Annotated in this window: 22 protein-coding genes; 17 read left to right on the forward strand and 5 right to left on the reverse strand. The window is 41.6% G+C overall.

Going from position 1 to position 22023, the window contains the following annotated elements:
- Window positions 1-2 precede the first annotated feature (2 nt).
- Window positions 3-1505 (reverse strand): M16 family metallopeptidase, encoded by a 1503-nt coding sequence (locus RI561_RS06575; RefSeq protein ID WP_395079435.1) that lies wholly within the window; start codon window positions 1503-1505, stop codon window positions 3-5.
- Between the two features lie 75 nt (window positions 1506-1580).
- Window positions 1581-2369, reverse strand: coding sequence for a GntR family transcriptional regulator (locus RI561_RS06580; protein WP_395079436.1), 789 nt, complete (start codon window positions 2367-2369; stop codon window positions 1581-1583).
- A 426-nt stretch (window positions 2370-2795) separates the two neighbouring features.
- Here RI561_RS06580 and RI561_RS06585 point away from each other — a divergent pair, with 426 nt between their 5' ends.
- The 16 genes from RI561_RS06585 to RI561_RS06660 all read left to right on the forward strand — a co-directional run bounded on the left by RI561_RS06585 (window position 2796) and on the right by RI561_RS06660 (window position 18351).
- Window positions 2796-3353: a YeeE/YedE family protein gene (locus RI561_RS06585; protein ID WP_395079437.1), complete on the forward strand. Its 558-nt coding sequence runs from the start codon at window positions 2796-2798 to the stop codon at window positions 3351-3353.
- An 18-nt stretch (window positions 3354-3371) separates the two neighbouring features.
- Window positions 3372-3797 carry a DUF6691 family protein gene (locus tag RI561_RS06590; RefSeq protein ID WP_395079438.1) on the forward strand — a complete coding sequence of 142 codons (426 nt, stop codon included), beginning with the start codon at window positions 3372-3374 and terminating at the stop codon, window positions 3795-3797.
- A 99-nt stretch (window positions 3798-3896) separates the two neighbouring features.
- A complete protein-coding gene (locus RI561_RS06595; RefSeq protein WP_395079439.1) occupies window positions 3897-5318 on the forward strand; it encodes a rhodanese-like domain-containing protein in 1422 nt (473 codons plus the stop codon).
- Between the two features lie 471 nt (window positions 5319-5789).
- On the forward strand, window positions 5790-7517 hold the full coding sequence (locus RI561_RS06600; RefSeq protein WP_395079440.1) for a SulP family inorganic anion transporter: 1728 nt from the start codon (window positions 5790-5792) through the stop codon (window positions 7515-7517).
- A gap of 244 nt (window positions 7518-7761) precedes the next feature.
- Window positions 7762-9009 (forward strand): MFS transporter, encoded by a 1248-nt coding sequence (locus RI561_RS06605; RefSeq protein WP_395079441.1) that lies wholly within the window; start codon window positions 7762-7764, stop codon window positions 9007-9009.
- Window positions 9010-9247: 238 nt separating this feature from the next.
- Window positions 9248-9562 carry a rhodanese-like domain-containing protein gene (locus tag RI561_RS06610; RefSeq protein WP_395079442.1) on the forward strand — a complete coding sequence of 105 codons (315 nt, stop codon included), beginning with the start codon at window positions 9248-9250 and terminating at the stop codon, window positions 9560-9562.
- 228 nt (window positions 9563-9790) lie between these two features.
- Window positions 9791-9976, forward strand: a complete 186-nt coding sequence (locus tag RI561_RS06615; RefSeq protein WP_395079443.1) for a hypothetical protein — start codon at window positions 9791-9793, stop codon at window positions 9974-9976.
- A gap of 118 nt (window positions 9977-10094) precedes the next feature.
- A complete protein-coding gene (locus RI561_RS06620) occupies window positions 10095-11351 on the forward strand; it encodes an FAD/NAD(P)-binding oxidoreductase (RefSeq protein WP_395079444.1) in 1257 nt (418 codons plus the stop codon).
- An 84-nt stretch (window positions 11352-11435) separates the two neighbouring features.
- Entirely contained in the window at window positions 11436-11639 is a 204-nt protein-coding gene (locus RI561_RS06625; RefSeq protein WP_395079445.1) for a hypothetical protein, read from the forward strand.
- Window positions 11640-11645: 6 nt separating this feature from the next.
- Window positions 11646-13049, forward strand: a complete 1404-nt coding sequence (locus RI561_RS06630; RefSeq protein ID WP_395079446.1) for a cbb3-type cytochrome c oxidase subunit I — start codon at window positions 11646-11648, stop codon at window positions 13047-13049.
- 6 nt (window positions 13050-13055) lie between these two features.
- A complete protein-coding gene (locus RI561_RS06635; RefSeq protein ID WP_395079447.1) occupies window positions 13056-13625 on the forward strand; it encodes a cbb3-type cytochrome c oxidase subunit II in 570 nt (189 codons plus the stop codon).
- A 4-nt stretch (window positions 13626-13629) separates the two neighbouring features.
- Window positions 13630-14295 carry a c-type cytochrome gene (locus RI561_RS06640; RefSeq protein WP_395079448.1) on the forward strand — a complete coding sequence of 222 codons (666 nt, stop codon included), beginning with the start codon at window positions 13630-13632 and terminating at the stop codon, window positions 14293-14295.
- A 109-nt stretch (window positions 14296-14404) separates the two neighbouring features.
- A complete protein-coding gene (locus tag RI561_RS06645; RefSeq protein ID WP_395079449.1) occupies window positions 14405-16342 on the forward strand; it encodes a heavy metal translocating P-type ATPase in 1938 nt (645 codons plus the stop codon).
- Window positions 16332-16994, forward strand: a complete 663-nt coding sequence (locus RI561_RS06650) for a sulfite exporter TauE/SafE family protein (RefSeq protein WP_395079450.1) — start codon at window positions 16332-16334, stop codon at window positions 16992-16994. Before RI561_RS06645 ends, RI561_RS06650 begins: the two co-directional genes overlap by 11 nt.
- A gap of 172 nt (window positions 16995-17166) precedes the next feature.
- Complete coding sequence (locus tag RI561_RS06655; RefSeq protein WP_395079451.1) at window positions 17167-17319, forward strand: hypothetical protein; 153 nt, start codon at window positions 17167-17169, stop codon at window positions 17317-17319.
- A gap of 48 nt (window positions 17320-17367) precedes the next feature.
- Entirely contained in the window at window positions 17368-18351 is a 984-nt protein-coding gene (locus RI561_RS06660) for a 6-bladed beta-propeller (RefSeq protein ID WP_395079480.1), read from the forward strand.
- A gap of 202 nt (window positions 18352-18553) precedes the next feature.
- Here RI561_RS06660 and RI561_RS06665 read toward each other — a convergent pair whose 3' ends face one another.
- A complete protein-coding gene (locus RI561_RS06665) occupies window positions 18554-19150 on the reverse strand; it encodes a class I SAM-dependent methyltransferase (RefSeq protein ID WP_395079452.1) in 597 nt (198 codons plus the stop codon).
- 74 nt (window positions 19151-19224) lie between these two features.
- Between RI561_RS06665 and RI561_RS06670 the strand changes: the two genes are divergently transcribed.
- Window positions 19225-20637: a rhodanese-like domain-containing protein gene (locus RI561_RS06670; RefSeq protein WP_395079453.1), complete on the forward strand. Its 1413-nt coding sequence runs from the start codon at window positions 19225-19227 to the stop codon at window positions 20635-20637.
- Between the two features lie 74 nt (window positions 20638-20711).
- Here the strand turns inward: RI561_RS06670 and RI561_RS06675 are convergent, their stop codons facing one another.
- Together RI561_RS06675 and RI561_RS06680 are read right to left on the reverse strand one after the other, a co-directional pair.
- Window positions 20712-21245, reverse strand: coding sequence for an REP-associated tyrosine transposase (locus tag RI561_RS06675; protein WP_395079454.1), 534 nt, complete (start codon window positions 21243-21245; stop codon window positions 20712-20714).
- A 153-nt stretch (window positions 21246-21398) separates the two neighbouring features.
- The gene (locus RI561_RS06680; RefSeq protein WP_395079455.1) at window positions 21399-21971 is read right to left on the reverse strand and encodes a DNA-3-methyladenine glycosylase I; all 573 of its coding nucleotides are present in this window, start codon (window positions 21969-21971) and stop codon (window positions 21399-21401) included.
- Between the last annotated feature and the right edge of the window lie 52 nt (window positions 21972-22023).

The raw sequence follows: 22023 nt of genomic DNA on the forward strand, positions 1-22023 counted from the left end.
GATTAGGAATCAGCTTGAACCGTAGCGCCGACGGTTCTGTTATCTTTCACTAAATAATCTTGGGCTACTCGTTGCAGGTCTTCCAAAGTGACTTCCTGAATTCGATCTAACCGGAGGAATACTTCTCTCCAGTCGCCTTTTGTGGCATGGGTGCTTGCAAAATTACTGGCAAGGCCGGTATTATTATTAAGCCCTCTGATAATACCTGCGCGTATATTGGTTCGGGCACGATCCAGCTCTTCCTGGGTCAAATCTCCTTCTTTTACAGCCTCAATTTCTTCATATACAGAAGCTTCAAGGGAATCTAATTCAACACTCATATTTGGAATGGCCAAAGTCAAAAACATAGACTGGTACTTACTTCCGGGAAAACCATTAAAGGCACCAACCTGAAGGGCTAACTGCTCTTCTTCAACCAGTTTTTTATACAGGCGGGATGTTCGTCCGCTGGATATGATATTTCCTAACAAATTCAGAGCTTCAAAATCTTCGTGTGATTCTTCCACGCCATGGTATCCGATAAGCATAACGGGCTGTGCATTTCCTTCAATCGTAAACCGACGTTCCCCTCGTTGATCAGGTTCAATGGTTGTAACCATAGGGGCGGGTTCACCTTCAGGTAAATCACTAAAATACATTTCGGCGAATTCTTTCATTTGATCAGGATCTACATCACCGGCAATAGCGATGGTGATGTTGCTGGGGACGTAGTATTTTTCGTAAAACTCCCGGGCATCCTCAATGGTTGTTGCAGTGATATCAGAATTCCATCCCACTACGGGTCTTCCATAAGGGTGGGCGGTGTAGGCAACAGCAGTAAATTCTTCTATAAGCCGTCCAATAGGATTAGAATCTGTTCGCATTCTTCGTTCTTCGCGTACCACTTCTTTTTCAACATAAAACTCCCGATATGTAGGATTTTTAAATCGATCTGCTTCCAGGTTAAACCAAAGTTCAGCTCGGTTTGATGGAAGGCTGTAGAAGTAATTGGTGAAATCTGCACCGGTGGAAGCATTAAGACCTGAACCACCGTTCTGTTCAATAATTTGAGAGAATTCATTATTGACTACGTATTGCTTGGCCTCTTCTTGTAACTCCTGGAACTCAGTCCACTTTTCGTTGAGTATATTGGAATCAGGATTGGCTTTGTATTTTTCACGGAGCCACTCCTGATAGGTTTGATCCATTTCTTCAATGACTTTCTTTTCTTCTTCCCAGTTGGTGGTTCCAATGTAATGAGTTCCCTTAAATGCCATGTGCTCAAAAATGTGGGCAATCCCCGTATTTCCAACCGGTTCATTTGCGCCTCCGACATCAACGTGTGTATAAAAACTTGCTACCGGAGCGTCATGACGTTCAATGATTATAAAATGCAAACCATTGTCGAGCGTGAACTCGGTTACTTTCTCTTCAAACTCCTCCAGATATTGTGCCTGTATCCCCGAAAAGGAAAACAGTAATAAAAACAGCAGGGAGGTTACCGTAAGCTTTTTTAGTTGTTCCATATGCAGTATTTGTTAGTTAAGAATAATTTTTTAAGGTACGAATAATTTCTTAGATAGAAGATGATGTTATTGTTACTATTTAGCAAACTTAGGAGAGAATGTTTTTAACGGTAAACCATCTTTTGAAGATGCTTCTTCCGAGTCTTCTTTTCGAGAGAGTTCCATTACATAAGAAACATACTCAGGGTTGTAATATCTCTTCTGGAAATAAACTTTCTTGTCACCGGTAGTACGGGAGCAGCGGTCGATCTCAAAAAGGGCATCTCCGGGATCCAAATTCAGATGTTCAGCCACATACTCATCCGCTTTTACAGCAGTGAACCGATAACTGCCCGCAATGATGGGGATCTCATACTTCTCCTCGATCACATTGTAAATGGTTTGTGTGGTGAGGTCTTCATCGAATAACAATTGCCCGTAACCGGGGGGGAGCCAAGTGATATCGAAGGCCACCGGTTTTCCGCTTCCCAAACGAACCCGGTCAACCCGGATAAGTTTCATATCGGGACGGATATCCAGGATCTTATTCACTTCTTTTATAGGATCTACTTTCTTGAGATCAATAAGGCGTGAGCTACTTTCAAGTCCGGCTTTTCGCATATCCTCAGAAAAATCTGTAAGACGAACTAAATTGCTCTTATAGGTTTGGTTGCTAACAAAAGCCCCAACACCCTGTTTACGATAAATTAAACCGTCATTTTCCAAATTTTGAAGGGCGTGACGAACCGTGACCCGGCTCACATCGAAATAATCACAAAGCCTTTGTTCGGAAGGAAGTTTATCACCGCCTTCATAATACCCTCCGGTGATCTCCTTCTGTAAATGCTGTTTAACTTTCTCGTGTTTAGATGTTTGTTGTTCCATGATTGTATTGTTTATACCTGCAGTAAATGTGCATGACCAAGCACCCCAACTGCTAATTAAGATGAGTTCAAGTAAGATTTTAGAAGTTGTTATCCTGAGCGCCTTAAAAATTATTTAAGCACAACTTGTTGAACGCGAAGGATCTCAAACATTAATACAACCCAATTAATTATACTTTGAGACCCTTTCACGGAATACTATATAATCTTAATTATATGCTATATGCGCTCAGGGTGACAACAAAAGAATTACTTTAACTTAAACTGATCTAAATGAGATTAAAGGTTTATTTAGCTTGCTCAAAACTCACCATTTATTCCAGATTCAATATACTTGTTATAACATGTTGTTACAAACAATACAACTTCGATATCATTGGAGCGAAGAAAAAATTAAACGATCAATCAATCAACAAATCATAAACTGATGGACATACTTTCACAACCTATGCCATGGTACATTGCAGGACCGATTATCGGCCTCACCGTCCCCATTCTTCTTATTCTGGGAGGGAAGATGTTTGGTGTATCTGCAAACCTACGTCACGCATGCGCGGCCTGTAATTTCGGAAACGTAGAATTTTTCAATTACGACTGGAAAGAAGCCGGTTGGTGGAACATTACCTTTTTAGTGGGTTCTGTTTTAGGTGGGTTTTTAGGCGGATATGTTTTTGCGAACCCCGAACCGATCGATCTTGCCGCTTCAACAATAGCCGATTTACAAGCACTTGGAATTCAGAATTTTGACGGGCTTGTTCCGGCTGACCTGATTTCATGGGAAGCACTTGGCACTCCAGCCGGACTTATAGTATTAGTGTTGGGCGGATTTCTGGTAGGCTTTGGTGCACGGTATGCCGGTGGATGTACATCCGGTCATGCCATCTCAGGACTTTCTGATCTGCAGCTTGCCTCGCTGATGGCCGTAGTTGGCTTTTTTATAGGCGGCTTACTGATGACCTACTTCATTTACCCACTCATTCTTTAATCGAAATAAGGCAGAACAATGAAATTTTTAGAATATCTCAAATACTTACTGATCGGTACTGCTTTTGGATTCATCCTTGTGAAGTCCGAAGTGGTTTCCTGGTTCCGAATTCAGGAAATGTTCCGGTTCGATTCTATTCACATGTACGGAATAATTGGACTTGCGGTAGTAGTAGGCATTATTTCCGTTCAGATCATCAAAAGAAATAACATCAAAGACTCAAAAGGAAATCCCATCACCATTCCGCCCAAAGATGCCTCTCAATGGAAGCGTTATATCATTGGCGGAAGCATGTTTGGGCTTGGATGGGCACTATTAGGTGCTTGCCCCGGACCGATGTTTGCACTGCTTGGAAGCGGCCTCACAGTGATGATCATCCCTATTATATCAGCAATTGCAGGAACCTACGTCTATGGTATGCTTAGAGACACTTTACCTCATTGAGGAAGAATTCAGAACACAAAACTCAGAAGTTACTGAGTTCTGACTACTGAATTCTGAGTTCCAAGAATATTAAAAACAACACAACACAGGAGAAACAACATGTATTTCAAACAATTCTTTGACGAACGACTCGCACAGTACGCATATATGATCGGTTGCCAGGCAAATGGCACCGCCATCGTAATTGATCCGATGCGTGATATCGATCAATATATCGAACACGCAGCCAGCCAAAATTTAAATATTGTCGGTGCTGCCGATACTCACATTCATGCTGACTACATTTCCGGTCTTCGGGAATTTGCGGAGCGTGGAGTGAAAGTCTATGCCTCGGATGAAGGCGATAAAGACTGGAAGTACGAATGGCTGATTGACAGCGATTACGACTTCGAATTACTAAAAGACGGCGATGAATTTAGCATTGGAAACATCACTTTTAAAGCTTGGCACACTCCGGGTCATACGCCCGAGCACTTAAGCTATTTTATTACAGATGGAGCTGCCGCTGATGAGCCGATGGGCATTGCAACGGGTGACTTTGTGTTTGTAGGTGATGTGGGTCGTCCCGACTTGCTGGAATCAGCTGCCGGTCAAGCTAATGTGATGGAGCCTTCAGCGCGAACACTTTATAAGACCGTTGAAGATTTTAAGAGTATTCCGGAATATATGCAGATCTGGCCGGGACACGGAGCCGGCAGCGCATGCGGAAAAGCTTTAGGGGCCATACCGGAAACTACTGTTGGATATGAATTGCGTTACAACAATTCCATTAAATCAGCGACTTCTGAGGATGACTTTGTGAAATTTATTCTTGAAGGACAGCCCGAGCCGCCCTTGTATTTCGCCAGAATGAAGCGTGATAACAAGATTGGTCCCAAAATCCTGAAAGGACTTCCACAGCCCAAACATCTAAACATGAATGAGCTGAAGAAATTGGCAGATAACACTGAAGTGGCTCTTGTTGACACACGTGAGCGAGACGAGTTTTCCGAAGGTCATATACCCGGGTCACTGCTGTCTCCACTGAACAAGCAATTCAACACGGTTGCAGGTTCATACATCACAGAAGATGAAGATATTTATCTGATAGTGGAAGAACATCGTGTGAAAGAGGCTGTTCGCGATCTTTATAGAATTGGTTTTGATAATATAGTTGGGTTTGTAACTCCAACCGACCTGGATCATTACAAAGAACAGGGTGGTAAGCTGAAAACCATCACCGTACAGAAATTCGATGACATCGATCAGTATGTAGGCAATGATGACTACCAGATTTTGGATGTTCGCAAGGCTTCAGAATATGAAGAAGAAGGCAATGTGGAAGGAGCACAAAACATCGCCCACACACGCTTATTGCCAAGAATGAAAGAAGTACCCAGCGAGCGCAAGATCATAGTACACTGTCAGGCCGGTGGACGTTCTGCAGTAGCTGCAGCCTTACTTCAGCGAAATGGATACGATGTAGTTCTCATCGATGATGAATGGGAAAACTATAAATCCAAAGCAGCAGCCACTGCATAAATTAAGTGGAACCGGCGGTTCCCGCATGCATTTCGAATGGGACGTTCGGAACGAGAACCAAACGCAAGTTGGGCAGCTTACCCGGCCACTTTTACAGGGCTGGCCAAAAGAGAGTTACTATTTTGTACCCCGAAAAACCCAACCCGTCGGAAGGTGAAAGGTCCGGCGGGTTTTATAAACAAAAACTTTGACATATTGAATTGGTGGTTGTGAAGGCTTATTGCCATGTAAGACAACACCCCACGAAATCAAAAAAAGGAACAGCTTTTTTTGATTGATCTCCCCTCGAGGGGAGACTTCTCCAGAGTAGATGAAAGTTCGAATGTTGAATTTTTACTCTAAAGTAAAATCAACTTCGGATAATCTTCCCTTGAGGGAGGTGCCGGACTGAACGAATGTGAAGTCTGGCGGAGGGTGTCTGTAGCCAAGGCCAACATTGCTTTCCCAACCCCATTCCAAAAAACCAAACCCATGAAATCCAAACCATCCTTTACCAAATACATTCCCATTCTGGACTGGATTAAATCCTACTCCGGTGATGACGCGAAGGGAGATCTGAATGCAGGTATCACGGTGGGAATCATGCTTATTCCCCAAGGTATGGCTTACGCGATGCTTGCCGGACTTCCGCCTATCTACGGACTTTATGCTTCCATTGTACCGCTTATTTTATATGCGATCTTTGGAACTTCGAGGCAGTTAGCGGTTGGGCCGGTAGCGATGGTTTCCTTGCTTGTTTTAGCCGGTGTAGGTGAAGTTGCCGAAGTCGGAAGCGACCGATTCATTCAGCTGGCTATTATGACTGCCATAGGAGTTGGGCTTTTTCAATTTTTCATGGGTGTATTCAGGATGGGGTTTTTGGTGAATTTTTTGTCTCACCCTGTGCTGAGTGGATTTACTTCAGCGGCAGCTTTGATCATTGGCGGAAGTCAGGTTAAAAGCATTTTGGGGATCGATATTGCCAGAACTAATTATGTGCACGAGATCGTGATGAATACGATCCAGAAAGCCAGTGAGATCGACCCATTTACAGCGTTGATCGGTTTCGGTTCCATCGCTACGATCATCCTACTCAGGAAATGGAAGAAAACCTTTCCCTCTGCACTTGTAGTTGTAGGTTTGGGAACGCTGGTTACCTATTTCTTCAGTTTGCATGAATCGGGAGTGGCTATTGTTGGGCAAGTCCCGGAAGGTCTGCCAAGTTTCAAACTAACCTCGTTCAGTTGGTCAGATTTCGAACTCATTTTCCCAACTATTCTGGTGATTTCTTTGGTAGGTTATATGGAATCCATTGCCGTGGCTAAGGCCATTGCCAACAAACGAGGATATAAAGTAGATCCCAACCAGGAATTGATTGGGTTGGGTGTAGCTAATATTGGTGGTGCGCTATTTCAATCGTATCCAACTACAGGTGGATTTTCCAGAACAGCTGTAAACGATCAGGCCGGAGCAAGTACCGGGATGGCTTCCATCATCAGTGCGGTGATCATTGCATTGACGGTGCTTTTCCTGACTCCATTGTTTTATTATCTGCCCAAAGCGGTATTGGGAGCGATTATTATCGTGGCCGTAGCCGGATTGTTTGATTCGCATGAAATGAAGCATCTCTGGAAAACTGACAAAAAAGATCTCGCTATGTTGGCGGCGACCTTTATTGCTACACTTGCATTAGGAATTGAAGAAGGGATTGCCATTGGTGTCTTGCTTTCCTTAGTGATGGTAATTTACAATAGTACAACACCTCACAATACAGAATTAGGACGATTAGGAGAGACCAAAAACTTCAGAAATGTGAATCGATATAATGAGGCAAAAACACAGGAAGATGTTCTTGTATTTCGCTTTGATTCTGAACTCTACTTTGCAAATGTAGAGCACTTTCGATCCTCAATAGATGAGCTGATCGACAAAAAAGGCGATGAACTTAAATTAGTTGTATTGGATGCTTCAGCTATTAACAGCATTGATTCAACAGGGGTGCATGCGCTCGAAGAACTGATCAAAGATCTTGAAGAACGAGATATTGAACTCTACTTCGCCGGTGCCATTGGTCCTGTACGCGACAAGTTGAAGGTTGCAGGAATCACAGACGGACTCAGTATCACCAATTTTTATTTTGATGTTGCTGATGCCATTGATGCATACAAATCAGATGGAAAGCCGGAACGGGAATTCTCCCCACTTCAAACGAATATTTAAGAAAGATGAAATTCTATACAAATACTCTCAATTGTTGTCACTCTGAGCGCCCGTTTGCAACTAAGATAAAGGATGTTGAACGCGAAGAGTCTCAAAGTGAAAACAACCCAAAAGCTGACTTATAATTTGAGATCACGCCGGTAGTCGGACATAGTCCTTCGCGTCAACTATGCTAACTCATTATTTTACTTGTAAGCGCTCAGGATGACAACATTATTGGCTCAGTCCTAAATCAATAAACAAAATGAAACCACTCGGTCTTAAAAATAACTGGAAGCAATTTTCGCTGCTTGTACTCATCAACGCCTTTGTAGGTGGGATGGTGGGGTTGGAGCGGACCATCCTTCCGGAGATCGCCGAAACTGAATTTGGGATTGCGGCACGATCGGCCATTTTCTCATTCATTATTGTGTTTGGGATCACCAAGGCGGCTTCCAATTATTTTGCCGGACGCTTTGCTCAGCAATATGGGCGTAAGAAAATGCTGATCGTTGGCTGGCTGTTTGGCCTGCCGGTTCCTTTCATATTGATGTGGGCTGATAGCTGGAATTGGGTGATAGCTGCCAATATCTTCCTTGGTATAAACCAGGGGCTTGCATGGTCTGCCAACGTGATCATGAAAATTGACCTGGCAGGGAAAAAAGATCGAGGATTGGCTATGGGTCTCAACGAATTTGCGGGATACCTGGCCGTAGCCGTTGTAGCTTTTTTGACCGGATGGATCGCCTCTGAGTTCGGACTACGTCCTTATCCGTTTTATCTCGGAATTGGAATCGCAGCCATCGGTTTACTGCTGTCCGTCTTTTTTGTGATTGATACCGCACCCTGGGTTGAAGCCGAGGTCGATGAGGACGAAAATGAAAAGCGCAGTAAAGAACATCTGTTTTGGAAAGTCTCTTTTGGAGACCGGAATTTGTTTGCTGTTTCACAATCCGGAATGGCAACAAATTTAAAAGACGGCATGGCCTGGGGCATTTTTCCACTGTACCTCACCGCCGCCGGATTGGATTTGTACCAAGTGGGAATTGTAACCGGGATTTACCCTGCTTTCTGGGGAATACTGCAGGTGGTGACGGGTAAAGTCTCGGATTATACTGGAAGGAAAAGAATGCTGTTTTGGGGATTACTGGTGCAGGCCGGAAGTCTGCTGGTTTTCCCTTTACTGAGTGAATTTTATGAATTTGTGATTGCAGCTTCTTTCCTTGGAATAGGAACAGCTATGGTCTATCCAACCTTTTTAGCCTCCGTAGCAGACTTGGTTCACCCCGACGACCGCGCGGAAAGTATCGGAGTTTTCAGGTTGTGGCGGGATGGCGGTTATGCCGTTGGCGCATTGCTGGCCGGATTTCTGGCAGATATGTTTGACTTGGGCTTTGCCATCACCATAACAGGAATGATTGTAACGGTTTCAGCGATTACCTTGTTTATCAGTATGAATAAACTAAAAGAACCGGTTCATCAAAAAAATAATGAAAAACCTGAGAGCGTATGAAAGACCTCGCAGCGTTTGGAATGATTATGAGCTAATTAACCGCAAAGCTCGCAGGACCTGTCGGACGCTGCGAGGTTGCTAACCGGATCGCCAAAAAATGACGATCAAAAAGAAAAATTTTAAATCACATAAGGTCTAAACCATGTGGAAAACGATTTTAACAATAGCGACAATATTAATTTTAGGAATCATCATGTTTAATATTTTCAACAAAACAAATACCGAAAAAGGAACAACTATGAGTATCGATATCAGTATCGAAGAATTCAAAGAGAAAAGAGCAGAGACAGAAGGCGTGATTATTGATGTGCGTACGCAGGATGAATACGACGAAGGCCACCTTGCCGAAACCGATTTTCAATATGATTTGATGAACGGAGAATTTCAGACTCAAATCGATAATTTCAACAAAGAAGAAACCTACTACCTCTACTGTCGAACGGGAAATCGAAGCGGACAAGCGGCTCGCATCATGAGAAATGCCGGATTTGAAAAGGTGTATAACGTAGGCGGATTCGAAGAACTGGCAGATGCCGGTTTTGAGGCGGAGTAGGCTTGAATTCTGACTATCCTCCCTGAAAGTAACAGCAAGCTGTACTTTCGGTCCCTCCGGACGGACACAGTTTCTTGCCTTTAATACAAATGTTGATGAAAGCTGAAATTACAGGCAATGGCAAGAACCTATCTCTCTTTGGAGAGAGATCGATTTCAGCTCTGCTGGAAATCAGAGAGAGGACAGTGCCTGCTGAAAAAACTAACCTTTTAAACTAACCTCAAACTCATGAGAACCAATATACCCGAGAAAGAACACAGCAACATCGAGGAAATGATAGGCAGCGAAGAGAGCGTAGTAGGTATTGATGCCAAGAAAACACACATCGTGATTATCTATATGCTGCAGGAAATGAATAAAAGCATCGAAAAGTTGGATAAACGATTAGAAACACTGGAACAGAAGGTTCAATAAATCTTCATTAAAGTTACTTAGAATTCGTCATGATATAGATGAATCTTGTTATAACAAGTAGAAAAAAGGATCGGAAATGAATTTAATTGAGGTAACTATTAATAAATGAGGTAGAGTGATGGATACTATTTTTGATGTACTTATAATCGGAGGCGGGACGGGTGGAATTATGACCTCTTCACAAATTCTGGCAAAAGATTCTTCCCTGAAAGTTGGAATTATTGAACCTGGTGATACCCATTACTATCAACCCGCTTGGACCCTGGTTGGAGCCGGAACCTACGACATGGAAAAGACGGCCAAGCCCATGAAAGAGGTGATGCCAAAGAAGGCAACCTGGATTAAAGATAAAGCCACGGGGTTTAAGCCGGAAGAAAACAAAATATTCACTGAAAAAAACGGTGATCTTGAATATAAATATCTGATTGTATCACCCGGATTGGTAATGGCTCCGGAAAAGATCGAAGGTTTGCCTGAAGCCATGGAAAAAGGCATCGTTTGCAGCAATTACACTGACCCCGAGCATGTGTGGGAGACCCTAAAGAACTTTAAAGGTGGGAATGCCATTTTTACACAGGCTAATACGCCCATCAAGTGTGGGGGAGCGCCACAAAAGATCTGCTACCTCTCGGCGGATTATTTCGAGAAGAATAACATTGATGCCAATGTGATATTTGCAACACCCGGTTCAGTAATTTTTGGAGTTGAACCAATCAGAAAAACCCTCCGGAGAGTTTTGGATCGTTATGATATTTACTTCCGGCCGTTTTATGCGCCATACAAAATTGATGTTGAAAACAAGATTGCACATTTCCAGTTTATTGAAACCGAAGACAACAACTGTAATGTGGAGGAAGGTAATCCCATTGGGGAAAAACTGACCGGTGCTACGGATATCGAAATGCCATTTGATTTCTTGCACCTGGCTCCTCCCCAAAAAGCACCTGATTTTGTTGAAAAATCAGACCTTGTAAATGGTGAAGGCTGGCTGGATGTAGATCATCATTCCCTTCAGCATAACAAATATCCCAATATTTTTGGAGTTGGAGATGTTTGCGGATTACCAACCGCCAAAACCGGGGCAGCAATCCGTAAACAAACGCCTGTTGTGGTTGATAATATTTTCAAACTTATGGCTGAAAAAGAAGCTGATAACGCTTCTTATAATGGATATTCATCTTGTCCGCTGATAACAGGTTACGGAAAAATGGCGCTTGCTGAATTTGATTACGAAAAAAACTTCACTCCTGACCCCAAACTCAAGCGAATGCTGATCTTTGATAGCTCTAAAGAACATTACAGGCTATGGCTATTGAAGAAATACGCTCTTCCTTATTTGTATTGGAATAAAATGTTGAAAGGGAAGAAGGTATAATTTTACCGAAAGTTTTAAATGAAATGAACGTTTGATTTCATACTATGATTTAATAATAAACATTTTTATTAGAGAAGATTACTTATGGATTTAGGATCAGGAACAGTATCTGTATTTTCTATTTCAGTTCTTATGGTAATAACTGCGTTAATAATTCTGATCTTTACCATAAAAAAGGGCTATATCAAAGACTTGAAAAAAGGTGCTATGATACCGTTTGAAGAAGACGAGCCTGTCGGAGAGCCTACTGATCAACTATTTAAGGAAAGTGATAATGAGTCTGACTAAAGTTCTATGAAACAAAAAAAATTCAAGAACGCTGCAGAGAGAAGAAATTTTACAGATCAAGACTCTAGTAATGTTTTACTTGCTTACTTCACATCGGGTATGATCTGGCTTTTGGTGGGTTCGGTACTTGCTATTCTTGCTTCCTTTAAATTACATGCCCCAAATTTTTTAGGGGACATCTCGTGGCTTACATTTGGCCGAGTGCGGCCTTTACACTTGAACACCATGGTATACGGGTGGGCATCCATGACAGGTGCCGGTGTTGCGCTATGGTTACTCACCCGAACACTCAGGGTGGTTATCCCTATGCAAAAATTTCTACTAGGTGGTATTGTATTATGGAATATTGGTTTGACCGTGGGATCTTTCCAAATACTTGGTGGCTTTTCGAGAGGTCTTGAATGGCTGGAATTCCCTTTTAGCTCAGCAATATTCATTCTATTAGGGTTATTACCACTTTTAATATCAGCGCTGACAATGCTTGCATACCGTGCTACTAAACACCTTTATATTTCAGTGTACTACATCATCGCAGGGTTTATTTGGATATTTGCTTTACTGTTGGTGGCTTATATACCTGATTTTGATACGACCGTGCAAGCCGGTATGAATTGGTGGTATGCTCATAATGCATTGGGATTATGGTTTACCCCTATTTGTCTCGCAGCAGCCTATTACCTAATACCAAAAGTAACAGGAAGGCCTATATATAGCTACTCTTTAAGTTTGCTTGGTTTTTGGACACTCGCACTCTTTTATAATTGGAATGGCTTTCATCATTTGATAGGTGGTCCGGTCCCAACTTGGGCCACAACAATTTCAATTGCAGCAAGTGCCATGATGATTATTCCGGTTGTTACCGTGGCTGTGAATCATCACTTGACGGTCGTGGGAGTTTTTAAGCGAGTGGTTAATTCTCCAACTCTCAGGTTTGTAGTATTTGGGGCTATGAGTTATACCTTTGTAAGTCTACAAGGAAGTCTTCAGGCATTACGAAATGTAAATGAAGTAGTTCACTTTACTCATTATGTGATCGCACACGCACATATCGGAATGTACGCTTTTGTAACGATGGTTCTGTTTGGTTCTTTATATTACATCATGCCGCGAATCACTGGTAATGAATGGCATTCTAAAGGGATGATAAAATGGCATTTCTGGTTGAGTGCAGTTGGAATCATTCTATATATCGTAGCTTTACAAATTGGAGGAATTTGGCAGGGTATGCTTATGAACAATCCTGATATTCCTTTTTTGGATATTGTTGAAAAGATGAAGCCATTCCTGGAGTCAAGGTCTTTTGCTGCAATATTACTTACATCAGGTCATATTGTATTTGCTTACTCATTTTTTAAGGTGATTAAAACGGATACAATACAAGAGAATGAAATTGTAACTCTAAGTGATTGATATATTATGGGTAATAATATTCTGTTGATCTTTGGTGCTGTAGCTTTATTCATATCTTCGATGCTGGGACTGGTTTATATACCACAAATGTTGGCTGATAAAGAAGTCAATCAAGTAGAATATGTGGCACCAAACATTGAAAATGGTCACAAAATATATGTAAGAGAAGGTTGTGTTTATTGTCATACCCAACAAGTAAGGCCAAAAGGTTTTGGGGCAGATTTTGAAAGAGGATGGGGAGAAGCTTCTTTACCCGAAGATTATAAGGGGTTAACCCCTCATGTACTCGGAACTATGCGAACCGGGCCCGACTTAGCTAATATTGGTAAAAGGCAGCCAAGCAGAGATTGGCACTATACACATTTGTATGCACCTGAATCGGTATCTCCCGGGTCTATCATGCCTCCTTTCCCATGGTTATTTGAAGTGGTTGATGAAGATGAGGCCACAAGTAGAAAACCCATCAATTTACCGGGAGAGTACGCCAAAGAAGGGAAAAAAGTAATACCAACAGAAGAAGCTGAACATTTGGTTGACTACTTGCTTTCCTTAGATCAAGAGAGAGAAAAAGAGTAATGTTATGGATAAAGAAGAAGCTAAAAATTCGAATACTTCTGACAATTCAGAAGAGGTAGATCGCGAAGACATCTATGAAATACATCAGGCGGCTTTAAGAGAAAGGGTATTGCCTGGTGAAGGAAATGAAAGAGGTCCCTGGTGGCTCTATGCAATTATTTTCATCACCTTTGCTTTTGGGTTTTTTTATATTGGCTATTACTTCGGAGATTTTAGCTATCAACCTCACCAGCTTTATATTTCGAATGCGGAAGCAGAAGTTCCGGCAGAGCCGGTTGAACTTACCCAAGTGGAACTTGGAGAAAGTATATACGGAAGGGTTTGTTCAACTTGTCATCAAGCAAATGGAGAAGGGGTAGAAGGAGCTTTTCCTACCTTGGTGGGTACTGATTATGTGAATGGAAATGTAGGACGTTTTGCCGGTATTATAATTCATGGATTATATGGTGAAATTGAAGTGAATGGCGTGACTTATAATGGAAATATGCCGGCTTGGGGAGAACAGATATCTGACGAAGAAGTGGCGGCAGTAATGACCTACGTACGAAATTCATTTGGTAATGATGGCGGTGATGTACCGGTTGATAGTATCAAAAGCTACAATGATATTTATGGGAATAGGACCTCTCAGTGGGAAGTTGGAGAGCTTAACGATACATTTATAAACTAATGCCTTGGCTGATTCGGCTTTAAAAATTACTCCTTGTGACCACTGTGGCTTACCCGCACAAACTAAAGATGTAAATTCGGATTTGAATTTTTGTTGTCATGGTTGTGCCATGGCTCATCGACTTCAGGTTGGGGATGACGATCAGTTTCACTTACCCGAAGGCCTGCTCATACGTTGGGTGATTGCAGCGGTTTTGGGCATGTTACTTCTATTTCTGAGCCTGACTTTGCACATTGATGAAAGTACACCTGACCTCTTTATTTGGCTGTCATTGGGCATTAACACTTTGATGCTGTTACTACTGGGAAAAGAAGTGTTTTGGGTGACATATGATGAATGGAAGACCAAAAGTTTCAGCCTCGGTACATTGATTTTTATAGGAGTATTCTCTTCCTATGGACTTTCTGTTAGTAATATTTTAAAGGGGGCAGATAATACAACTTACTTCGAAACATCCGGCATGATACTGGTCTTTTATATAGGCAGCCTGCTAATAGATATTTATTTAAAAAATAAGATTGGCACATATAGTAAAAAGTGGGAAGCATATGTCCCAAATGTTATAGCCAAAACTTCAGATGGAGCCTACAGCAGAATCAGTGCAGAAGCCTTAAAGGTTGGGGATATGATCAAGTCTGAGGTGGAAAAGGTGATTCCGGTAGACGGAATCGTAGAAAACCAGGGTGGGTTTGTTTCAGAGGCACACTTAACGGGTGAACCGACTCCTGTATTAAAGAAAACAAGAGACAAGGTAAAAGCAGGTTCCATTGCACTGGATGAGGATATTGAGATCAAATTGAGTAGCTCATATGCACGGTCATCCTTGTCGTCTTATTTTCGACAATTTGAATGGGAGAAAAAGCAACTTTCCTCTTACGAGGATATAGCAAATCGTGCGGCAAGTATATTACTTGCCACAGTTTTAGTATTAGCTATGTTATCACTGGGTTTCTTTTTATGGTCAGGAGATACCGGCACTGCCATCAACAACTTTTTAGCTGTACTTATTATAGGCTGCCCTTGTGCATTTGCAATCGCAACGCCTGCGGCCATATGGATCTCTCACAAAGCCCTACACGATGAAGGCGTGTTACTGAGAACCGGCTCAAAAGCGATTGAGAGATTATCGGAAGTAACACATATGATTTTCGATAAAACAGGAACGATAACAGCACCCGCTAATATCCACTCTGTTGAAGTAGTTGACAGTACACTTTTAGACGATCAGAAAATCAAAGAGCTCTTGGTAGGATTAGAATCCGTAGATGAACACCCTATTGCAAAAGCCGTCAGAAAATATGGGGTGAAGTATGAGATTAAACCCCAGCAAATCACCGAAATAAGGAAAAAAAAAGGATTGGGTATTGAAGGCAGTTGGTTAGATGAAAAAGGAAAAGAACATCGGGTTGCTTTGCTGAACAGAGCACATCCAATGGGGAAAGAGCTAGAGGAGAATGTATTTGCTTTGTTTTTAGATGGCCGTATAATGCTGAAAATCAGGATCCATCATCCTTTACAAACAGAGGCTAAAGATCTTTTAGAATATGTTGCAGGTCAAGGATATGAGGTGTCCGTTATTTCCGGAGATCCGGCTGCTCAAGATGAGATGAAAAATCAGAATTGGACTTATATTGGGAACTTGAGTCCAGATGAAAAAGCAGATTATGTACAGCAGAAAAAAGAATCTGGCGATAATATATTATTTGTCGGAGATGGTTTAAACGACCTAATGGCAATGACAAAAGCTGATTGCACGATAGCTATGTTTGAAGGATCAGATAAGAATAAAGTAGAAGCTGATATAGTTTTTTATAATCCAAACATCAAATATTTGCAGTTTACAGTTCAGAAAGCAAAATCTACGAAAAAGATTATACAGCAAAATTTTTTCTGGGCTTTAATCTACAACTCAATAGGATTACCTCTTGCTGCAACCGGCTTTCTTTCACCACTAATATCAATTGGAGCAATGATACTATCCTCTATCTTTGTAACTGCAAATTCATTAAGACTAAAAAACGCAAAAAAGAATACCTATGATCAATGAATGGCTGATCGGTGGACTTTTATTCGGCTTTTTAGGTAGTGCACACTGTGTAGGAATGTGTGGGCCTATTGCCTTGGCACTTCCTGTACATGACATGCAGGGTGTAAAAAAATATACCGGCATCCTTCTCTATAATTTGGGAAGAACTATTGTGTATGTGCTTTTGGGAACCGTGGTTGGTTTCTTCGGTAAACTGGCCGGATTGGTTGGTTTTCAACAATGGTTATCTGTTTTGACAGGTGTATTGATAATCGCAGCCGTGTTGATTCCAAAAATCAGGAATAAACTAAACAGTTGGCAGGCCATTCCCTCTAATCAAATGGGGGCGATTGTTAAACCGTTCAAAAAGTTGATGAAGAAAAATTCTGTTTCAGCTTTGTTTGCCATCGGGTTACTCAATGGGCTTTTGCCGTGTGGATTTGTGTATATGGCTATAGCAGCAGCCCTAAATACCGGCAACACAGTTTCCAGCATGATATTTATGACCGGATTTGGTTTTGGAACCATGCCCGCCATGATTGCAGTAGCAATGAGCCCCGGTTTCCTGAGCCTGGAAATGCGCAGAAAAATTCAAAGATTTCTGCCCTGGGCTACTGTTGTACTTGGCTTGATTTTGGTCTACCGCGGATTGTTTATGATGGGTGGGCATTAAGAAGCATTATGGCTTGAAATGACTCTTAATGTCTGATTTAGATTGAGTGACAATGTGTGAAAATGGAAGCTGGAGGTACTGTGTTAAAGATCAAGATAAATATTTGTATTTTTGGCTAAAGAACAGTCCCTGAATAATCTTCCTCTAAAAGAAAACATAACAACTACTCAAAATGTATATATTTGATAAAACATTTATTGCTATAACTGGGATGTTACTTGTAACGGTATTACAGGTGACGGTTAAGGCCCAGGAAATAACGAATATACATTTTGAAGAAGTACTGGTTCTGGGGGATGATGAGCGTGCACCCCTGGAATACTAGTTTGCTGGTCCGGGGGTAATAGATACCGATGATTCTGGAAATATTTATATAGCAGGAACCAACAACACTATCCGGGTTTTTACGGCAGAGGGAGAGTACAAAACCACAATGGGTGGCAGAGGTCGAGGTCCAGGTGAGTTTCTCAAAATAACTACTTTTGCCGTTATTGGTGAAGGAGCTGTAGTGATCAATGACAGCCGTTTGTTAAGGATAACCCTTTTTTATCATTTTGGAGACAGCACCGTTACCCATGCCCCTCCAAAGAGTTGGAATAGTAGTATAGGGAATAAACGGATACAGGAGAATATTGTACCGATAAATGATCAAACCTATGCTATTACATCCAAAGTAAGGGATGTGTACTTTGATCGTCCGGCAAGCGAGTTAGACAACCGGGTGGTACATGTGATTAATGACAAATTTTCGGCTTTTAAGCGATCCTATTTTGATGTATATGAGTACCTGTTTGACCCGCAGAAGAAGCTGGAACGAAAGCTTGCCACCGATTGGGATTATCGATTAGCCAAACTGGATGGTAATAGGGTAGCCCTAACCCATAAAATATTTGATGGAAATGTCTATATGATAGATTTGTCGTCCGCTGATGGCAGTATTAAAAAAGTGCCCGGTAACTTTACAGGTAAGGAGCGATACCTGGAGTTAGATCCAAATAAAAAGTATCGTGAAAATGAATACTATGGGGTAATAAGATCTGGAGGGGTGTTAGGAAAGTTCAGATATCAAAAAAAACTAACGTCAGATATTCTATTGTCCAATAATGAGTGGTTGCTCAATTTTGTTAGTGTAAATGAGGGAAATAAAGGACAGTATTACATTGAATTCTATACTTTAGAGGGGGAATATAAGGGCTATACTCAAATTGATGATGATTTTGTGACCCAGGAAGGAATGCGTACACGATTTTATCCCAAACATTTAGATAATGATAACAAACTGTATTATGTGGATTATTCCAGCGGAATACCTCTAGTTAAAGTCACGAAAATAGTACTGGGTGATACGCTGAAGTAAATCAGAATGAGTTGTTCGTGATGGCGAGGGAGTGAGGTTTTACATATTTGCAGACACCACAAGAAGATACAGCGGTGTACAGAGTTTCCACTCGATATCAGTGCCGGAAAGTAATTCACCCAATTTTGCCCTGGGCACCATAGTTCTTGGGCTGATCCTGATCTATCGAGGATTCTTTATGATGGACGGTCATTAAGGAAAATTACTTTGCAATAGCGACAGCTCGAATCACCATGGCTTTACCCACATGGTAATCACCCTCATTCAGATCTATTTCCATTTCTCTCACCCATTCAATATCAGTTCCCGATAGTAAATCTCGTAGTTTGTCTTCGGTATATAAAACCCGTTCATCTTTAGGCCCTCCGGAATCTCTTCCCAACTGATTGACTGAATACACTTCCACAATGACTTTTCCACCCGGTTTTAAACTTCTGATGACATTTTGATACACCTTTTTGATGATCGACCGTGGTAAGTGCACATAAATGAAAGCAGCGGCATCGTACTTTTCTTTCCCAAAGCCATATTCTGAGAGATCGCTAAGATCATAATCGATCTCAACTTCATTTTCAGAAGCTAATTTCAACGCTTTTGTCTTTGCGGATTTACTGTAATCCACAGCTTGAACCTTCCAGCCTTTTTGGGCAGCATAGACCGCATTTCTCCCCTCACCATCTGCGGGAAGTATGATCTTTCCCGGTTTAAGTTGCTCTAACTGTTCTGCAAAAAAATCGTTGGGTTTAGTTCCGTATACAAATTCAGGTTCCGAATAACGGTCATTCCAAAAATCTTTCATTATGGTTTTTGATGGGTTCAAGATGTAGTATTTTCTTCCAGCTCCTAAAAACGCAAAATTACACAAACTCATTCATGTTTTTTCAGCATATATTCGAAGAAAAATTAGCACAATATGCCTACCTGATTGGTTGTCAGGCTACCGGAGAAGCTATTATAGTAGATCCGATGCGTGATATCGAACGATATAAAGCAATCGCAGAAAAGAATAACCTAAGTATTACAGCTGCAACTGAAACGCATATTCATGCAGATTATCTATCAGGATTGAGGGAATTTGCAGAGGATGGGGTGAAAATATTAGTCTCGGATGAAGGCGATGCCGATTGGAAATATGAATGGGTGATTGGGAGTGAGTATAGTCATCAGTTGTTGAAAGATGGGGATGAGTTTGCCATCGGGAATATTAAATTCACCGTAAAACACACACCGGGACATACGCCTGAACACATCAGTTTTTTAGTTGCAGATGGTGCTGCTACTGATGAGCCCATGGGTATCCTTTCAGGTGATTTTATTTTTGTGGGTGATGTAGGCCGCCCCGATTTGTTAGAAACTGCAGCCGGACAAAAAGGTGCGATGAGGGAATCAGCCAAAGTGATGTACGACTCCATTCAGAAATTCAAGGAAATGCCGGAATATTGGCAAGTGTGGCCCGGTCATGGAGCCGGTAGTGCCTGTGGTAAAGCGTTGGGGTCTATTCCGGAATCTACGGTGGGCTATGAACAGCGATTTAATGATTCTATTCGCGCAGCAATCGATGAACAGGATTTTGTGGAATATATTTTAGATGGACAACCTGAAACTCCTTTGTATTTCGCAAGAATGAAGCGTGATAACAGAAAGGGGCCGAAGGTACTCGGAGAAATTCCAAAGCCGAAAAATTTAAGCGTGAAGGAAATTATTGATAAAGTTCAGGCTTCAAATGGAGTGACTCTTGATACCCGCAATCGGTACGAGTTTATGACTGGACATGTAAGAGGTGCATTGCTTTCCCCCTTAAATAAAGCTTTTAACACGGTGGCCGGTTCCTACATTAATGAAGAAGAGTCGATTTATCTCATTGTGGAGGAAGAAAAGGTAGAAGAAGCGGTCGTTGATTTGATCCGAATTGGTTTGGATAACATCGCCGGGTACGCTACTCCTTCGCAGCTTCTTGAATTTGGCGAAAAAGATGGATCTCTAATATCGATGGAAACCATAGGGTTTGAAAAAACAGAAGAATATTTGAGTAAAGAAGAAGCCCACTTACTGGATGTTAGGAAACAATCCGAATTTGAGGAGGTCCACATTCCCGGCGCGATGAATATTGCTCATACCCGTTTATTAGATCGCCTGGATGAAGTCCCCAAAGACAAGCCCGTAATGGTTTCTTGTCGCTCCGGGGCACGATCTGCAGTGGCATCTGCTATGCTGGAAAGAGTCGGCTTTGATGTTAAATACGTGGATGACCTGATTGAAGAGTGGCTGATAAGTAAAGAATATTGAACATTCAATATTCAGTAACTCCTCGTTGCCAAGCTCCGGCTTGGCAATGCAGTCCTGTAAGCTCCGGCTTCCAGTCATTTAATACGCTCTATATCCAAGATACCATCCTGCCATAAATAATTTCTCGCTGAAGAATATCTCCAATCTTCCGGTTTATCTACATAACCTCTCTTAACAGGATTAAAATGCACATAATTGATCTTTTGTCTTAACATCTTTCCTGAATTAATTTGTTTGGGGTGATATCCTTCCTGCCAAACTTGATATGCAGATTCTTTCTTTCCACGTTTTTTAGAAAAAGCAAGCTGCTTTAAATAGAGCTGATTGTTATGTGATTTTAAAAAATCAAGGGTCCGTTTTGCAGTATAAGATTTAATGCTCTGCATACAGCTTTTGAAGTCAGAATGTGTAGCAATCATGTGAAAATGATTTTCCATGACACACCAGGCATGCACTTTGAGTTCACTTTTGGATTGATGAAACTTGATAGCTTCAATTAGTAATGATGCAATTTCTGGCTTAGAAAACAGTGGCAGTCCATGGACAAAGCTGCTTGACATTGAGTATGGATACCAAGTTTCGTGTTGTTTATATCTGCTTCTTCCCATCGTTTTTTATAAGTAGGAGCGATGAGAATGGGATTCCTTACAAATTTTTTTGAGAATAATTCAGATTATAATTTTACGGTGTACTTACTGGAAGCCGGAGCTTCCGGGACTGCGTTACGAAGATAGACCTTCGTAACGAGGGGCTTTTAAGAATTAGGAGCTTAATTCTTCATGCCTAAAGCAATCAGTGGTATGATCCATTACCAAGCCGCAGGCTTGCATGTGGGCGTACATGATGGTGCTTCCGGTGAATTTGAAACCCCGTTTTTTGAGGTCTTTTGCCAAGGTATCTGATTCTTTGGTGGTGGCCGGCACTTTTTTCATGCTTTCCCAGTGATTTATGATCGGTTCACCCCCAACAAATTGCCAGATGTATGTATCAAAACTTTCGAATTCTTCTTGAATATCCAGAAATAACTGAGCGTTGGTAACCGCAGATCTCACTTTTAACTTATTGCGGATAATACCCTCATCTTGCAACAGCTCCTGAATTTTGGCCTCATCAAACCGGGCTACTTTCTCTGGGTCAAAATTGGCAAATGCGTTTCTATATCCTTCCCGACGCTTTAGAATAGTTGACCAGCTTAGTCCGGCCTGGGCGCCTTCCAGTATTAAAAACTCAAAATGTGTTCGGTCATCATGGACGGGAACACCCCATTCTTCATCATGATATTTTATGTATTCGGGGAAAGTATTTTCAACCCAGCTACAACGTTTTTTGCTCATAATATGTATTTAATTAAAAGGATTGACCTTGGCGTAATTATATAAGAAGTCA

It is taken from the genome of Gracilimonas sp. (genome assembly GCF_031581265.1).
Lineage (GTDB): Bacteria > Bacteroidota > Rhodothermia > Balneolales > Balneolaceae > Gracilimonas.

Coding starts and splice junctions, on each gene's coding strand:
- RI561_RS06575 (WP_395079435.1), bottom strand. CDS start 1,505: ATGGAACAACTAAAAAAGCTTACGGTAACCTCCCTGCTGTTTTTATTA.
- RI561_RS06580 (WP_395079436.1), bottom strand. CDS start 2,369: ATGGAACAACAAACATCTAAACACGAGAAAGTTAAACAGCATTTACAG.
- RI561_RS06585 (WP_395079437.1), top strand. CDS start 2,796: ATGGACATACTTTCACAACCTATGCCATGGTACATTGCAGGACCGATT.
- RI561_RS06590 (WP_395079438.1), top strand. CDS start 3,372: ATGAAATTTTTAGAATATCTCAAATACTTACTGATCGGTACTGCTTTT.
- RI561_RS06595 (WP_395079439.1), top strand. CDS start 3,897: ATGTATTTCAAACAATTCTTTGACGAACGACTCGCACAGTACGCATAT.
- RI561_RS06600 (WP_395079440.1), top strand. CDS start 5,790: ATGAAATCCAAACCATCCTTTACCAAATACATTCCCATTCTGGACTGG.
- RI561_RS06605 (WP_395079441.1), top strand. CDS start 7,762: ATGAAACCACTCGGTCTTAAAAATAACTGGAAGCAATTTTCGCTGCTT.
- RI561_RS06610 (WP_395079442.1), top strand. CDS start 9,248: ATGAGTATCGATATCAGTATCGAAGAATTCAAAGAGAAAAGAGCAGAG.
- RI561_RS06615 (WP_395079443.1), top strand. CDS start 9,791: ATGAGAACCAATATACCCGAGAAAGAACACAGCAACATCGAGGAAATG.
- RI561_RS06620 (WP_395079444.1), top strand. CDS start 10,095: ATGGATACTATTTTTGATGTACTTATAATCGGAGGCGGGACGGGTGGA.
- RI561_RS06625 (WP_395079445.1), top strand. CDS start 11,436: ATGGATTTAGGATCAGGAACAGTATCTGTATTTTCTATTTCAGTTCTT.
- RI561_RS06630 (WP_395079446.1), top strand. CDS start 11,646: ATGAAACAAAAAAAATTCAAGAACGCTGCAGAGAGAAGAAATTTTACA.
- RI561_RS06635 (WP_395079447.1), top strand. CDS start 13,056: ATGGGTAATAATATTCTGTTGATCTTTGGTGCTGTAGCTTTATTCATA.
- RI561_RS06640 (WP_395079448.1), top strand. CDS start 13,630: ATGGATAAAGAAGAAGCTAAAAATTCGAATACTTCTGACAATTCAGAA.
- RI561_RS06645 (WP_395079449.1), top strand. CDS start 14,405: ATGGCTCATCGACTTCAGGTTGGGGATGACGATCAGTTTCACTTACCC.
- RI561_RS06650 (WP_395079450.1), top strand. CDS start 16,332: ATGATCAATGAATGGCTGATCGGTGGACTTTTATTCGGCTTTTTAGGT.
- RI561_RS06655 (WP_395079451.1), top strand. CDS start 17,167: ATGTATATATTTGATAAAACATTTATTGCTATAACTGGGATGTTACTT.
- RI561_RS06665 (WP_395079452.1), bottom strand. CDS start 19,150: ATGAAAGATTTTTGGAATGACCGTTATTCGGAACCTGAATTTGTATAC.
- RI561_RS06670 (WP_395079453.1), top strand. CDS start 19,225: ATGTTTTTTCAGCATATATTCGAAGAAAAATTAGCACAATATGCCTAC.
- RI561_RS06675 (WP_395079454.1), bottom strand. CDS start 21,245: ATGGGAAGAAGCAGATATAAACAACACGAAACTTGGTATCCATACTCA.
- RI561_RS06680 (WP_395079455.1), bottom strand. CDS start 21,971: ATGAGCAAAAAACGTTGTAGCTGGGTTGAAAATACTTTCCCCGAATAC.